The 14923-nt window shown below is 72.4% G+C and carries 14 protein-coding genes; 6 read left to right on the forward strand and 8 right to left on the reverse strand.

Annotated elements, in window-relative coordinates; genetic code table 11:
• Window positions 1-96: 96 nt before the first annotated feature.
• The 5 genes from ACIQMJ_RS08595 to ACIQMJ_RS08615 form a co-directional block, all read right to left on the reverse strand.
• A complete protein-coding gene (locus ACIQMJ_RS08595) occupies window positions 97-1416 on the reverse strand; it encodes an aminotransferase-like domain-containing protein (RefSeq protein WP_499760315.1) in 1320 nt (439 codons plus the stop codon).
• Between the two features lie 50 nt (window positions 1417-1466).
• Window positions 1467-3119 carry a condensation domain-containing protein gene (locus ACIQMJ_RS08600; RefSeq protein ID WP_499760316.1) on the reverse strand — a complete coding sequence of 551 codons (1653 nt, stop codon included), beginning with the start codon at window positions 3117-3119 and terminating at the stop codon, window positions 1467-1469.
• A 3-nt stretch (window positions 3120-3122) separates the two neighbouring features.
• Window positions 3123-4769 (reverse strand): class I adenylate-forming enzyme family protein, encoded by a 1647-nt coding sequence (locus ACIQMJ_RS08605; RefSeq protein WP_499760317.1) that lies wholly within the window; start codon window positions 4767-4769, stop codon window positions 3123-3125.
• A gap of 168 nt (window positions 4770-4937) precedes the next feature.
• A complete protein-coding gene (locus ACIQMJ_RS08610) occupies window positions 4938-5915 on the reverse strand; it encodes an alpha/beta fold hydrolase (protein ID WP_499760318.1) in 978 nt (325 codons plus the stop codon).
• Window positions 5912-7054, reverse strand: a complete 1143-nt coding sequence (locus ACIQMJ_RS08615) for a glycosyltransferase (protein ID WP_499760319.1) — start codon at window positions 7052-7054, stop codon at window positions 5912-5914. The genes ACIQMJ_RS08610 and ACIQMJ_RS08615 overlap by 4 nt, the downstream gene beginning before the upstream one ends.
• A 117-nt stretch (window positions 7055-7171) precedes the next feature.
• Between ACIQMJ_RS08615 and ACIQMJ_RS08620 the strand changes: the two genes are divergently transcribed.
• Genes ACIQMJ_RS08620 through ACIQMJ_RS08630 form a run of 3 tightly spaced genes read left to right on the forward strand, consistent with a single transcriptional unit; the run spans window position 7172 to window position 9124 of the window.
• Window positions 7172-8041, forward strand: coding sequence for a 3-oxoacyl-[acyl-carrier-protein] synthase III C-terminal domain-containing protein (locus ACIQMJ_RS08620; protein ID WP_499760320.1), 870 nt, complete (start codon window positions 7172-7174; stop codon window positions 8039-8041).
• A 25-nt stretch (window positions 8042-8066) separates the two neighbouring features.
• Window positions 8067-8348, forward strand: a complete 282-nt coding sequence (locus tag ACIQMJ_RS08625; RefSeq protein WP_499760321.1) for a phosphopantetheine-binding protein — start codon at window positions 8067-8069, stop codon at window positions 8346-8348.
• The gene (locus ACIQMJ_RS08630) at window positions 8345-9124 is read left to right on the forward strand and encodes a hypothetical protein (RefSeq protein ID WP_499760322.1); all 780 of its coding nucleotides are present in this window, start codon (window positions 8345-8347) and stop codon (window positions 9122-9124) included. The genes ACIQMJ_RS08625 and ACIQMJ_RS08630 overlap by 4 nt, the downstream gene beginning before the upstream one ends.
• A gap of 49 nt (window positions 9125-9173) precedes the next feature.
• Here ACIQMJ_RS08630 and ACIQMJ_RS08635 read toward each other — a convergent pair whose 3' ends face one another.
• Genes ACIQMJ_RS08635 through ACIQMJ_RS08645 form a run of 3 tightly spaced genes read right to left on the reverse strand, consistent with a single transcriptional unit; the run spans window position 9174 to window position 12080 of the window.
• A complete protein-coding gene (locus ACIQMJ_RS08635) occupies window positions 9174-10595 on the reverse strand; it encodes a condensation domain-containing protein (RefSeq protein WP_499760323.1) in 1422 nt (473 codons plus the stop codon).
• Window positions 10588-11817, reverse strand: coding sequence for a beta-ketoacyl-[acyl-carrier-protein] synthase family protein (locus ACIQMJ_RS08640; RefSeq protein ID WP_499760324.1), 1230 nt, complete (start codon window positions 11815-11817; stop codon window positions 10588-10590). Before ACIQMJ_RS08640 ends, ACIQMJ_RS08635 begins: the two co-directional genes overlap by 8 nt.
• Before the next feature lie 2 nt (window positions 11818-11819).
• Window positions 11820-12080, reverse strand: a complete 261-nt coding sequence (locus ACIQMJ_RS08645; RefSeq protein ID WP_499760325.1) for a phosphopantetheine-binding protein — start codon at window positions 12078-12080, stop codon at window positions 11820-11822.
• Window positions 12081-12231: 151 nt separating this feature from the next.
• On the opposite strand from ACIQMJ_RS08645, the gene ACIQMJ_RS08650 reads away from it, so the two are divergent.
• From ACIQMJ_RS08650 to ACIQMJ_RS08660, 3 genes are read left to right on the forward strand one after another with little or no spacing between them, the layout of a single operon-like run.
• On the forward strand, window positions 12232-13653 hold the full coding sequence (locus ACIQMJ_RS08650) for an AMP-binding protein (RefSeq protein WP_499760326.1): 1422 nt from the start codon (window positions 12232-12234) through the stop codon (window positions 13651-13653).
• A complete protein-coding gene (locus ACIQMJ_RS08655; protein WP_499760327.1) occupies window positions 13644-14420 on the forward strand; it encodes a hypothetical protein in 777 nt (258 codons plus the stop codon). The genes ACIQMJ_RS08650 and ACIQMJ_RS08655 overlap by 10 nt, the downstream gene beginning before the upstream one ends.
• Window positions 14414-14923: a phosphopantetheine-binding protein gene (locus tag ACIQMJ_RS08660; protein WP_499760328.1), complete on the forward strand. Its 510-nt coding sequence runs from the start codon at window positions 14414-14416 to the stop codon at window positions 14921-14923. Before ACIQMJ_RS08655 ends, ACIQMJ_RS08660 begins: the two co-directional genes overlap by 7 nt.

Genomic DNA, 14923 nt, shown 5'->3' on the forward strand with positions numbered 1-14923 from the left:
GTCATCAGTTCTCCCGCCTGACCCGCACATTATTCTTTCGAAAAAGTTGCGCCGGAGTTGCGGCTCAACCGGGGGCCGAGTGAGCCGAATCGTACGTCAGGGTTCACCCGCCGCACCATCGGCCAATCGGCCGTGACGAATCAGGTTTTCCGATCGACCGAGCCGGTCATTGATCAATGCGGCCAGCCGATCGAGGCCGCGATCGATCCCGTCGACCGGAACGACACTGCAGGAAAGGCGGAGCGCGCGGACTTCCGAACTGTCGTCGTAGAAATGCCCCATTGGAGTCCACAACACGCCGTAGTCGCGGGCGGAGCGTTCCAGGAGCGCGTCGTCGACCGGGAACGGGACGGTGACCACGACGAAGAACCCACCGGTCGGCACGGTCCAGGTGACGTGCGTCCCGGGCGGGAAGCGCTCGGCCAGCCCGGCCACGAGGTGGCGCAGGTTCCGGTCGTAGAGCCGCCGCTCCGGCGCGGTCGCCGCGGTGAGGCGGCAGCCGTGCGCCAGCAGCTTGCCGCCCACCACTGCCTGCGCGATCGGCGACGTGTTCACCGTCAGCATGCTCTTGATCTTGGAGAGCTGGTCCGCGAACAGGCCGACCGTGCCGTCGGCGCCGGCCACCCGCTGGTCGGCGACCACGTAGCCCACCCGTGCGCCGGGCAGCACGGACTTGGCGAACGAGCCCAGGTAGACGACCCGCCGACCCTCGTCCACGGCCTTGAGCGTGGGTATCCGGTCCGAGTCGCCGTGGAACAGCCCGTAGGGGTTGTCCTCGATCAGCAGGACGTCCTCGGCGGCGGCCACCTCCAGCAGCCGCCGCCTGGTCGCCAGGTCCAGGCTCAGCCCCGACGGGTTGGCGAAGTCCGGCACCAGGTAGCACGCGCGCGGCCGGCGACCGGCGGCGCGCTCGCGCCGGATCACGGCGACCAGGTCGTCGAGGTCGATCCCGCGCGGGCCGGTGCGCACCGGGCGCACGGGCAGGTCGACCAGCCGTGCCGCGCCGGTCAGCCCGACGTACGTCGGCGACACCGCCAGCAGGACGTCGCGCTCGTCGGCGCGCAGCGCGCGCAGCACGAGGAACATCGCCTCCTGGCACCCCGCGGTGACCACCACCGATTCCGGGTCGATCGCGATGCCCTCATCCAGCCGCAGGTTTTCCGCGACCAGTTCGTGGATGATCCCCTTGGTCCGACCGTACTGCAATACGGTGCGCCGCACCTGTTCTTCGGTGTGCCCGCGCTCGTCCGCGAGATAGCGGCAGAACTCGTGCAGATATCGGTGCACGTCCGCCAGGTCGAAGAACTCCTCGCTCGGCCTGCCGGCCGCCAGCGGTATCGCGTCCGGATAGTGCATCGCGACCTCGTTGAGGAAATTCATCGAGTTGAGCGCCGGATCCTCCAGCGCGCCGAACAACGTCCCGGTGGTCAGGTCGGCGACGTTCTCCGCGGTGACCGGCGGTGGGCTCACCGGAGATCTCCCCCGGGGGTCCGGCGGCGGTCACGAGCGGCCACGACGGCGCGCAGCAGGTCGTCCAGCTCGTCGTCGGAGAGGTCGGCCAGCGCGGCGTCGCGGGCGTCGTCGGGCGGGTCGGGAGCGAGTTCGGCCGACACGACCTCGGCGAGGGCCGCGATCGTGGGCGAGGTGACGATGCGGTCCATGGGCAGGGTGACGCCGTAGAGGTCGGCGACGCGGGCGGCGAACCGGACCGCGGTCAACGACCCGCTGCCGCGGCTGAACAGGTTGTCGTGCGGGCCGATCGGCTCGGTGGTGCGCAGGAGCTCGGCCCAGATCCCGGCCATGGTCTCCTCGATCCGGTCACGTGACGGCACCGGGTCGTCGTCCGCCTCGGGCGCCGGCTCCGCCGCGACGGGCTTGGCCGTGCCGTTCGGCGACGGCCCGGTCACCGCGGACCAGTCCTCCTCGGGGGCGGGCACCGACAGCTCGGCCACCGCGGTGTCCGCGGCGGCGTGCTCCAGCACGGCCACCACCGACCGCAGCACCCAGCGGGCGAAGCTCGGGTCGGTGCGGTGCGCCAAGGTCAGGGCGCCGTTCTGTTCCGCACGCAGGTCGAGGTCGGCTTCGGCGGTACCCGAAAGGACGACGTGGCCGCGCACGGTCACGCCGGGGAAGTCCGGCACCGGCGCGGCCGGCGGCCCGAAGGTGAACCGCGGCGCGGCGGAGAGGTCGACCCCCAGTTCCGCGGCGAGCTTCGGCAGCGGGACTTCGTCGTGCGACACCGCGTGCTCCACGGCGTCCCGCACCCGGACGAGCAGGTCACCGAACGCCGGTGCACCCGCCAACGACACCCGGACCGGGACCGCGTCGGCGAACGGACCCGCGATCGGCTCCAGCTCCACCCGCACCCGCCCGCTCACCGGGACCTCGACCACGAGGTCGTCCCGCCGGGCGTACCGGGACAGCACCACGGCGTACCCGGCGAGGAACGCCGCGGACAGCGTGGCTCCCACGCCCTCCGCCGCGTCGACCAGTCGTCGGACCGCCGCCGGATCGACCTCGGCCGTCATCCGCGTGGCGCGGTGTCCGGCGGGGAGCCGCAGGGGTTCGGGCACCTCGCGCAACACCTCGCGCCAGTGCTCCAGCTGACGCGCCAACTCCTCGCCGCTCAACCGCTCGCGCTGCCACACGGCGTAGTCCCCGTAGTCCATCCACGACAGCGGCAGCGCGCCCAGTCCTTCGCGGTACACAGTGGACAGGTCGTCGACCAGCACCGCCAGTGCGGAGGCGTCGGCGATGACCCGGTGCGCCACCAGCACGAACAGCCACCGGTCGGAGCCGACCTCGATCGCCGAGGCTCTCAGCAGGGGTGCGCGGGACAGGTCGAACGGCCGCTCGACCAGCGCCGCGGCCGTCGACTCGGCCCGCCGCACGTCGTCGGGCAGGACGACGTGCTCGACCACCACGCGCCCGTGCTCCGAGACGGCCTGCTCGCCGGAGGCGGTGACGCTCGTCCGGAGCATCGGGTGCCGCGCGACCACGACGTCCATCGCCCGTTGCAGCGCGACGGGATCGACCGGACCGTCCAGCCAGGTCGCGTGGGACAGGGGCTCGGGCAGGGACAGCGCGTGCGCCTGCGCGAACGACAGCGGATACCGCACGAACTACCTCCCGTGTGGCGTGTCCGCCAGGACCCGTTGCCGCATGAGGAACTTGCGCACCTTCCCGGTCGGCCCAACCGTCAGCTGCGCGTCGGGCACGACGTCGACCCGGCGCACCGTCCGCGCCACCGCCTCGCCGACCGCGGCGCGGACCTCGTCACCCCGGTCCAGCGCCGGATCGGCGCCTTCGTGCAGCACCAGCAGCACATCGGTGATCGGTGGGCCGTCCTCCCGCCCGGTCGCGAGGACCGTGCAGTCGCGGACGTCCGGGCACCGGGCCAGGATGCGCTCCTCGGTCAACGCGGTGTAGAGCCAGTTCCCGTCGCCGAGGTCGACCGCGTCGTTGGCCCGGTCGAGGTGGTAGTAGTAGCCCTCCTCGTCCCGGTACATCAGGTCGCCGGTGAGGTAGTAGCCGTTGAGGCGGTTGCGGTAGGTGGCGGTGGAGTCGTTCCAGTAGCCGGGCGCGAGCGTCGGCGACCTGAGCCCGCACTGACCGACCTCGCCGACCGGCACCTCCTCGCCCGTCGCCACGTCCAGCAGCGCCACCTCCGCGAACGGGTACGGCTTGCCGACGCAGCGGTCGTAGCGGTCGCTGCCCAGCCGGTGGCTGATGGCGAACGCGGCGTGGCCCATCTCGGTCGACCCGAGCGTGTCGATGAACTTCGAGCCCGGCACGTCGACCACGCCGTCCGGCGTCCACACGGGGTGGCTGCCGACCGCGACGAGCTTGCGGATGTGCGCCTCGTGCGCGCAGTCGCCGGTGCTGGACCAGTTGCGCACCGAGCTCAGGTCGCGCCGGGTCAGGTCGAACCGGGCCAGTTCCGCCCAGGTGACCGCGAAACCGAACACCCCGGTCGGCCGCCACCGCTCGATGGCGTCCAGGACCACCTCGCCGCTGTGCTCGAACGGCCCGCCCTGCCCGGACAGGCACAGCAGCTCGTACCCGTTGCACAGGGCTTGGTTCACCACGATGATCCCCGCGGCGTGCGCGGCCGGCAGCACGGACAGCTCGCGCACCCGCCCGTGCGGCCTGGCTTCGGTGAGCCGCACCGCGCGCACCGCGGCGAACAGGGAGTGGTGCGAGTGCACGACCGGCGTCGGCATCCGGGTGGTGCCCGACGAGTGCGTGATCGCCACCGGGTCGTCGGCGTGGTGGCGGTGAGGCGGGGGCGCCTGGGCGGGATCGCCGGTGCCGGTCTCCGCCGCGTCGCCCAGGACCGGCACTCCTAGGTCGTGGTCCCGCAGCGCCGCGTGGTCGTCGTCGACCACCACGCCGACGCCGCGCAGCCGGCGGACGAACTCCGCGGCGACCTCGATGGGCATGTTCCCGTTCATCAGCGCCGGGATCGCGCCGAGGTGGTTGAGCGCGAAGAAGTTCAGGAACACGTCGGCCGCCGACGTGACGAACACCGCGACGGGGTCGCGTCGGCCGATCCCCTTGCGGGCGAACCAGTCCGCGCGCGCCGCGACACGTTCGGTCAGGTCGCGCAGCGACAGCGGCGTCCAGGCGGGTATGCCGTCCACCTCGACGTCGAAGGTCATCCGCGGGGTGTCCGGGTCGGCGCCGTGCTCCAGCAGCATGGGCAGCACGTTGCCCGCGCCGACCCGCATGTCCTGCGCCAGCTCGGCGCGCAGGTTCGCCCGACTCATCAGACCTCCCGGTTCGCGAAAGAACAATGGACCACCGAACGGGCACGACCAAGTCGGGTTCCCGCATCGGTGGCGGTGGGGGTTGTGGGTGTGGCGCTTCGCGGACTGCGGCGCCGATCGCCGGTCTCGTGAACCTGGCGACCGCGGGCGCGGGCGTGTGATCCGAGACTAGGTTCGCGGTTCTCCTGTGGCAATCGGGCTTTCGGACGTGTTCGTGGTCGGTGCGGGCGACTTCGGGTTCCCGGCGAGCCGGGCCGTGATCGCCGCGCCGATCCGCGCGACCGGCGCCGGCAGCAGCATGTGCTCGTGCAGGCAGTCCACTTCGACCACGTCGACCGGTCCGCTCACGCAGTCGTCCCACGAGCCCACCTTCGCCCCGGTGGTCCGCTCGTCCTCGGTGGCGGACACGAACAGCACCGGGCCGCGGACCCGACCGGGGCGGTGGCGTTGTGCCACCGCGAGGTTGTTCCTGATCACGTGCGGCAGGGCGAGCAGTTGGCGATCCGGCCAGTCGTGCAAGCCCAACCCCGGCCTGCCGCGGACGACTTCCAGCAGGCGTAGCGCCGGGTCGGGGTCGTCCGGCTCGACCACCGGCTGGTAGCCGAACTCGCGGAGCACGAAGTCGCACACCAGCCACAGGTTGTCGTCGGCCACGCTGAGGCTGTTCGGCAGGCCGGGCATCGTGTCGCCGAGGACGAGCAGGCCGACCTCGTGGCCGCGCCGCTCCAGTTCCTCGGCGATCGCGTGCGCCACGTTGCCGCCGATCGACCACCCGAACAGGTGGTACGGGCCCTGTGGCTGGACCAGCCTGATCCGGTCGGCGAAGTCCCGCGCCACCTCGGCCAGGTCGACCGGCAGCGGTTCGGGCCTGCGCAGCCCGCGCAGTTGCAGGCCGTACACCGGGTGCTCGGGCGCGAGGTGCGGCAGCAGCGCGAGGTAGCACCAGCTCGCACCGATCAGCGGTGGCGCGCAGAACAGCGCCGGGCCGGCACCGCCCTCCCGCAGCGGCAGCACCAGGTCGAGGACGCCGCCCGCGCGGCGGATGTCGGCCCGCCGCTGCCTCGCCCAGGCGAACTCCTCGGCCGCCGGGAGCGCCTTCACCCTGGACCCGTCCACCGGACCGTCCTCCCGCTCGCGTGTGGTCACGTGCCGGACGCCAACCCGACCAGGTGGGCGGCAGCCGCCGCCGCTCCACCGGCGGCGGCGAACTCCGCCCCGATCCGGCGGGCGTGGCGCCGGTAGTCCGGCTCGTCGAGCACCGCCCGCACCGCGGCGTCCAGTTCGGCCACCGTGACGTCGAGGATGGACACCTCGATGCCGGCGCCCGACCGGGCGACCTGCCGCGCCAGCGCCACCTGCTCGGCCCGGACCGGCGCGACGACCATCGGGACCCCGAAGGTGAGCGCTTCGTTGACGGCGCCGCCGGCGTGGCACACCACCGCGTCCAGCTTCGGCATCAGGTCGAGCATCGGCACCAGCTCGGCGGTGATGGCGTTGGCCGGGAAGGACTCCGCGGCCACGCCGGAGGTCACGAAGATCGCCTGCACGTCGTCCGCCATGGGTGCGAGCACGGCCGCGGCGCGGTCGTAGAAGTCCCCGATCATGTGGCCGACCAGCGTGCCGACCGTGACCAGCACGTGCCTGCGGTCGGGCTCCCAGAGGTGCCAGGGGAATTCGGGCGCGTTCGGCCTGGCGCCCAGCGCCGCGCCGGTGAGCACGCAGCGGTCCGGCAGCGCGGCGTCACCCACGAGCCCGGGCGTCATCAGGGCGATCACCAGGTGCGGCGAGAACCGGGGGTCGATCGGCTCAGCGGACAGGCCCGCCATCGCCACCGCCTGCGCCATCTTGTCGGCCAGGTAGTCGTCGAACCCGACGAGGTCCTCGGGCGGCGTCAGCTCCAGCGTGCCCGTGCACAGGGTCGCCCACGGCACGCCGTGCCGGTGCGCCACCAACGCGCCGGCCAGCGCGTACTGCTCGGTGACGACGACATCGGGCTTGTGCTCCAGCACCGCCTCGTCGACGGGGCCGAGGGTGAAGCGGGTGAACGGGATCAGGTACCCGTCCCACATCGCCCGCACCCCGGCCATGCCCGTCATGTCGTAGCGGCGGTAGGCACGGGTGCCGGTGGGGTGCACCGTCGCATCCGGACCGACCAGCGGGCGCAGCACGTTCTCCGGACCGCACCACACGACGTCGTGACCCGCGCGGGCGAGTTCCTGCCCGATCGCGAGCATGGGGTAGAGGTGGCCTTGCAGCGGCAGCACGACCAGCAGAAACCGCGACACCGCAACATCGTGGCACACATTGACGTTCCCGGGAACGACGTGGTGGGATCCCGAAGTGTGACCGCTCTCGACGCGGTGTCGGTGTACACACCGGCTTTTCGCGTTCCCCTCGAGGACTTGGCCGAGCCGCTCGGCCTGACCGACATCCAGGTCAGGCTCTTCCGCCGGTTCCACGGGCTCGACCAGGTCCGGTTCGACCCGGACCGGTCGCCCGCCGGGTTGTTGCGCGCCGCCGTCGAAGGGCTCGCCGAGCTGCGCGGCCAGGAGCACCGCGTCCGGTACGTCGTCCACGGCCGGGCGATGCCGGTCGTCGTGCCGTACCCGCACAACCCGCTGCACGACGTCTGCCGTCGGCTGGGGCTCGGTCACGCGCTGGCTTTCACCGTCACGCAGCAGAGTTGCGCGAGCGGGCTGCTGGCGGTCGAGCTGGCCGGCCGGCTGCTGGCCCGTGATCCGGATGAAGACGCCTTGGCGTTGGTGCTGACCGGCGAGAAGGCGTTCACCCGCCACGCGCGGCTGCTGCCGGGCACGTCGCTGTTCGGCGAGGGCGCGTCCGCGTGCCTGGTGAGCGCCAACGGGCGGCGCGACCGGATGCTGTCCTTCGTGTGCGCGCAACGCGGCGAGTTCGACGGCGAGTTCGGCGACCGCGAGGACGAGTTCCAGCGCCAGTACCGGCCGTCGCTGGCCGAGGTGATCAACCGGGCGGTCGCCGACGCGGGACTGGCCCTGGACGACATCCGGTTGGTCCTGCCGCACAACGTGAACGTCGTCACCTGGCAACGGCTGTGCACGCTCATGGGTTACCCGGTGCAGCGCGTGCTGCTGTCGAACGTGCCCGACAACGGCCACCTGTTCTGCACCGACGCGTTCGCCAACTACCGCACGGCCCGGGAGCGCGGCCTGCTCCGCGAGGGCGACCACTACCTCGTCGCGACCGTCGGCGCCGGAGCCGGGGCGACCTTCTCCGCGATGGTGTTCCAGCACTGATCCCACGTCCTTCCAGGAGGCCGACATGACCGCACCCGACGCCCAGCTCGACATCGCCTTGCGGAACTGCGTGGTCCAGGCCATGACCACCGTCCTCAAGCGGCTGGTCGAGCGCGAGGGACCCATCACCGAGGACATGCACATGGCAGACGAGCTGGGCGTCAGCTCGTCGCTGGGCTTGGAGCTGCTGCTGGAGGTCGAGGAGCAGCTCGGCATCCAGATCGACGTGGAGCGGATGCGCCCGGACGAGCTGCTGACCGTGGGCGAGCTGGCCACGTTCATCGCCGGCCACAGCCGGCCCTGGTGATGCGCCTGGTCCGCGCCGGGCGCAGGGCGTTCGCCGGGAACGCCGACGTCCTCGCCGACGACGACCACCGCGCGCAGGTGACCGACTACTTCGCGGACCTGGTCCGGCCCTTCGGCGCCGGACCCGTCACCGACCTGTCCGGCCAGTCCTACGGCGAGATGGCGCGGGCGTTGGTGGCCGAGGTCGTCCCCGCGGCGGAACCGGTCGACCTGCTGGTGCTGGCGTTCTCGATCCACGACGTGTGGCCGGGCCGGGCGACCGCGACCTACCTGAGCCACGTCTGCCCCGGCACGCCGACGTCGTTCGCCGTCTGCGACCAGGGCAGCGCCTCGCCGTTCACCGGTCTGCGCGTCATCCGCGACTACGGCGTGCGGCGGGCGCTGCTGGTCGTGGTGGAACAAGCCGCGCTGCCCTACGAGTCGGCGGCGGCGACACCGGTGGCGCACCAGGGCGTTGCCCTGCTCTACGAGGAGGAGGCGGGCACCCGGGCGACCGAGGTCCGCCAGTACCCCGACGTGGGGCCGGAGGCCGTGCCGGAGCTGGCCCGCCTGGGGGTGGCCGAGCTGTCGGCCGGCCACCCCGGCGCACGGGTCGTGCTCAGCGACTCGCTCGCCGCCGCGTGGCCCGACAGCCCCGACCACACCCGCGCGCCGGCCGGGCAGCCCACGACGGGGGTGTGGTGGCACCTGGCCGGTCCGCGCGAGGGCGCGGTGCTGGTGGGCGACTACGACCGGGAACTGCGCTACCTCTGCTTCGCCGTGGTCGCGCCCGACTAGTCCTCAGTGGACCGCGAACGGGGTGTGGCGGGGTTCGCCCGGATCGCCACTACCCCGGTCCGGTGCCGGTTGCGGCCGGTCGGGGTCGTGCGCCGGCCGGCACGTCCGGCCGGAACGCGGCCTCGATGGCCACCTCCTCCACGAGGTGCAGCATCGCTTCCACCTGCTCGGCGGGGAAGACCTCGGTGTCGCTGACCACCTGGAGGTACACGGTGTCCGGGTGGTCCTCGATGTTGACGAACAGCTGGTCGGTCCACCGGTAGACGAACTTGTGCCACTTGAGGTGCGTCTCGGCCGTACTCGCCCTGATCTCGTCCTCGGTGGGGCGCGCGGCCTCGGCCACCGCGTCGGCCCTGGCCCTGGTGCTGAACCGCCGATCGTTGATGCGGCAGGTGATCCGGGCCGGGTAGCCGCGTTCGGCGTCCAGGCGCGCGGCCAGCTCCGCCAGCTGGTCGGGGTCGTAGTAGGAGTTCATCAGGGCCGCGGTCGTGGCCTGGCGCGCCTGCGCGAGCACGTCGTCGACCGTGCCGTCGAGGTCGAGGGTGAGCACCGCGTTCTGCACCACCGAGCCGATGACGTCGGCCAACCCCGGCCGGTACCGGTTGCCGGCGGCCACGTGCAGGGTCAGCGGGTTGACGCCGGTGGTCCGGGCGATCGCGGTGGCGATCACCGCGAGCAGCACCCGTCCGGTGTCCGTGCGGGTCCGCCGGGCGATCTCGACCACGGCCAGGTAGGCGGCCCGTGACTGGAACCGCACGTTGCGGCACCGCCGTCCCGCCTCGTAGTCGGGCGCACCCGACCCGCCGAACGTCAGCGGCGGCAGCGAGCGGAGGTGGGTCTCCCAGTAGCGCATCGCCCGGTCGCTGACCCGCCGCAGCTCCGGCGTCGCCTCCCGGCGGGCGAGGTCGGCGAGCCGGACCGCGTCCGGGTCCACCGGGCGGCCGACCAGCTCGCCCAGGTCGAGGTCGGTCATGAGCAGCAACCCGCCCACGCCGTCGACGACCAGGTGGCCGAGGGTGAGCACCAGGTACACGGCCTCACCCCGGTACTGCATCACGCCCATGCGCAGCGGCCATGGGGTGTGCTCCTCCAGCGGTGCCGCCATCCACTTGAGCCACAACCGGTTGCCGTGGTCGACGGCGTCGGTGCGGTCGAGGTGGTCGGCGACGGTCATGACCTCCAGGTCGATCTCCCCGGACCCGTGCACCACCTGGCACGGGTTGCCCTCGTCGTCGGTGCCGAACCGCGTCCGCAGGGCGGAGTGCTTGCCCATCAGCCGGCTCAGGCGTTCGGCGACGTCGGCGACCGTGAGGCCCTCCGGGAGGTAGTGCGCGCCGCTGATGTTGTAGGTCCAGTCGCTGTTGCGCATGTCCTGGAGGATGGTCTTCTGACCCCAGGACAGCGGTGCGGTGCCCGCGCCGGGACCGGAGAACGGCACGGTGACGCGGGAGTGGACGATCCGTTCACCCATCGGCACTCCCGAAGATCACGCTCACGTTGTGGCCACCGAAGCCGAACGAGTTGGACATGACCGCGTTCACCGCGGCGGGCAGCGCCTCACCGCGGACGTGGTTGAGGTCGCAGGCCGGGTCGGGGTCGTCCAGGTTGTGGGTCGGTGGGAGCAGTCCCTTGCGCATGGCCACGATGCCGATCGCCGCTTCGACCACACCGGACGCGCCGAGCATGTGCCCGGTGACCCCCTTGGTCGAGCTGACCGGGGGCATGGCGGCGCCGAACACGCCCCGGATCGCGGCGGCCTCGGCGGAATCGCCCGCCTTCGTGCCCGTGCCGTGCGCGTTGAGGTAGTCGATGTCGCCTGTGGACAGTCCGGAATCCCGAAGTGCCCTCCGCATGCTCTCCGCCGCGCTGGAACCGTCGGGCCGGGGCGTGGTCGGGTGGTGCGCGTCACTCGTCGCGCCCCAACCGAGCACCTCGGCGTGCACCGCCGCACCGCGCGCCCGCGCGAAGTCGGCCCGTTCCAGCACGAGCACACCGGCGCCTTCGCCGAGCACGAAACCGTTGCGGCGCCGGTCGAACGGGCGGCTCGCGGTGGTCGGGTCGGTCCAGCCGCGGGCGAGGGCGAGCGCGTTGCCGAAGGCGTCGGCGAACGTGGGGAACAGCGGCGCCTCGGTGCACCCGCACACCACCGCGTCCGCTTCGCCCGCCCGGAGGATGCGCATGGCCTCGCCGATGGACTGCCCACCGGCGGCGCAGGCCGTGCCGGAGGACGACGTGTACCCCCGGATGCCGAACTTGATGGCGACCCGCGCCGCGGCCATGTTGGGCAGCACACCGGGCAGCAGCAACGGGCTCACGCCCAGCCGGCCGCGCCGGGACCGCTCCACGGCCTGCTCCGCGAGCGTGGCGAGCCCACCGACCCCGGACAGCACGACCGCGACGCGGTACGGGTCGACGTCGCGGCCGATCTCGATCCCGGCGTCGGCCAAGGCGTCGTCCGCGGCTCGCACGGCCATCACGATCGAGCGGTCCACGACCCGCGCTTCCCTCGGTGGCAGAACGCTTTCCGGGTCGATGACCGGCCCGATGGCGGCCGCGTCGAGCACGCCGTGCAGCGGGTGGTCCTCCGGCGGGCGCACGATCGCGGACCGACCGGCGCACACCGCCCCGAAGACCTCCTCGACCACCGTGCCGACCGGGCTGACCAGCCCGATCCCCGTCACGGCGACGCTCACGCTCACGTCGCCGTGGCGGTCTGCGCGCGCCGGGCCACCTCGGCGCAGAACTCGCCGACCGTCATGGCGGCGAACCGCTCAGCCTCGTCCTCGTCGAACCGCACGCCGAAGTGGTCCTCCACCCGCAGCGAGAGCTCGGCCAGGGCCAGCGACTCGAGGTCGGCGCCTGCCGGGCCGAGCACCGTGTCGTCGTCCATGTCGGCGGTGCTGTACTTCATCACCGTCAAGGACTCGAAAAGGAACTGGCGGATCTCAGAATTCATGGCGGCACTTCCCCTCTCCGGGAGGTCAACGGGAATCTGCACCACCGGGGTCGAACCCGTCAAGCACCGGCCCGCAACCGAATACGGGCTATGGACCACGGTTCGGAACAGCCGCAGAATGTGCGCCATGCCCTCGGCGATGCTGGATCTCGTGACGCGCGGAGAAGCGTCGCCGCAGTCCCCTGCCGTCCACCTCGTCGGCGGGGAGACGCTGTCGTACGGCGACTTGGCCGCGCTCGTCGGCGAGTCCGAGCGCGCACTGCGCCACGACACCAAGGCGTTGGTGCTGTGCGCGGGAGATCGTGACCTGCCCACGCTGTTGACCTACCTGGCCGCGCTGCGGCTCGGCCACACGGTCGCATTCCTGCCCGCCTCGTCCGAAATACTTTCGAAGTACCACCCGGAATTCGTCGTGCCGGGGCCCGGTGGCGGGTCGGATCTGGCCGCCCTCGGTTACGCGCCCGCCGGAGAGGTGGGAGGTTCGCACGTCTTCCGCACACTTTCGGCGCAACCGGCGGGTGACATCTTCCCCGACACGGCGGTGCTGTTGTCGACTTCCGGAACGACGGGGAGCCCCAAAGCGGTGCGGCTGTCGTACGACGCGGTGGCCGACAACGCCGCCGCCATCGTCCGCGCGTTGGGCGTCACGGCCGCGGAACGCGCGCCGACCACGTTGCCCATTACCCATGCCTATGGGTTATCGGTGGTGAACAGCCACCTGAGTGCGGGTGCGAGCATCGTGCTGACCGACCGGTCGCCGTTGTCGCTGGCGATGTGGGACCACGTCATCCGGGCGGGCGCCACCTCGTTCGCCGCCGTGCCGACGACCTACGCGGCGTTCGGCCCGGCGCACGTGAACCTGCTGGAACGCACCGCGATCCGCACGATGACCCAGTCGGGCGCACGCCTCGGTGACGAGCTGACGATGCGGATGGTGCGGATGATGGAGCGGCGGCAGGGCCGGTTCTTCCCCATGTACGGCCAGACCGAGGCCACCTCGCGGATCACGTGCCTCGACCCGGCCGCCCTCCCGGACCGCCTCGGCTCGGTCGGCACGGCGGTGCCGGGCGGCGTCATCACCATCGTGCCCACCGAAGCGCACGACCGGGCCGCACCCGGCGAGGGCGCCGTGCACTACCGCGGTCCGGGCGTGATGCTCGGCTACGCGACCGACCGCGACGACCTCGGCCGGGGAGCCGAGGTGGACGTCCTGGACACAGGCGACCTCGGGTACCTGCGCGACGGCTACCTCTACCTGACCGGCCGCACCAAGCGGATCGCCAAGGTGCTCGGCGTCCGCACGAGCCTGGACGACCTGGAGCGCGTGGTCGAGCGGTCCGACCACCCGTCCGCCGTGGTCTGCGGCGAGGACGACGTGGTGTACCTGTTCGGCGCGGGCGACCCGGACGTGCACGAGCAGCAACGACGACGATTGGCCGAGGCGTTGGGGGTGCCGAGCCGGCACGTGGCGGTCCGCCACGTCGACCGCCTGCCCCAGACGCCCGGCGGCAAGGTCGACTACCGGGCGCTGACGGCGGCCGTGGACACCCGGGAGGTCGGGCCGTGGAACTGACGCACTGGCGACAGCTGTCCGATCGCGGACCGGACCTCGTGCTGTGCCTGGACTTCCCCGGTGGACGGGCCGCGGCCGGGTTCGCGGACCTGGCGTCCGGTGTCGCGGTGGACGCCTGCTTCCTGCACATCGCCCAGCCGGGCTCGGGGCCGCTCGACGCGTGCGTCGACCGCTGGGTGGCGGAGGTGACGGCGACCGGCCGCCCGGTGCGCGCGGTGCTGGGGTTCTGCGCCGGGTCGTCGCTGGCGACCTGCGTCGCCGACGCCGTCGCGAAGTCCGCCCCCGCGCCGGTGACCCTGCTCTTCGACGCGGTGGTGACCACGGCGGGATCGTTGGGCCACCAGTTCACGTCCACCCTCGAAACCTCCGCGGACCACCTGACCGACGAGGAGCTGGAGGGCGCGCGCGCCCTGGCGGACGAGCTCGTCGAGGCGCACCCGGACGACCTGCTCCGCATCGCCACCGCCCTGGTCGACCGGTACGACGCGTTGATGGGCGAGGTCGCCGCCCGGCTGTCGCTCAACCAGTTCTTCCGGCAGCAGCTCACCGGCGGGTTCACCGCCTACGTGGACTACATGCTGCTGGCCGCCCAGGGCCGGTTCGACACGCGCTCCGGGACGCCGTTGTTCGTGTCCTCGAAGGACCAGGAGCCTCCCGTGGACGGCGCCCGGCTCCTCGCGCTGGACTTCGACCACGCCGACCTGCTGCGCGAGCCCGCGGTGCACGACCTCGTCGCCGAACTGCTGATAGGAGAGCGCCCGTGGTGAACGTGGCCGAGATAGCCGACGTCCTGTCCGCGCACCCCGGTGTGAGCCGGGCCGAGGTCGCCGTCGTGCGCCACGACGGGCGTGACGTCACGGTCGCCGCCGTCGAGCTGACCGAGTACCTGAGCGGGCCCGTGCTGCGCAACCACGTGCGCCGACAGCTGGGCGAGGACTGCGGGCTGGGCGGTGTGCTCGTCGTGGACCGGCTCCCCGCGGCGGACGGCGCAGTGGACGCCGGGCAGCTGGCGGCGGCCGTCGCCGACGGCCGGTGCACCCTGTTCGAGGACCCGCGCGACGACGTCGAGCGGCGGGTGGCGGCGATCTGGTCGGCGCAGATGGACGTGCGGCCGGTCGGCGCGACCGACGACTTCCTGGAGCTGGGCGGCGATTCGCTGTCCGCGCTCGGCATCATCGCCGCGCTCGAAGCGGAGTTCGACCGGCCGCTGGACGTGTACGAGTTCATGAGCGCGTCCAGCGTCCGGCGGCTGGCCGAGATGCTGCGGTAG

The sequence above is a fragment of the Actinosynnema sp. NPDC091369 genome (assembly GCF_044757065.1).
Classification (GTDB): Bacteria; Actinomycetota; Actinomycetes; order Mycobacteriales; family Pseudonocardiaceae; genus Actinosynnema.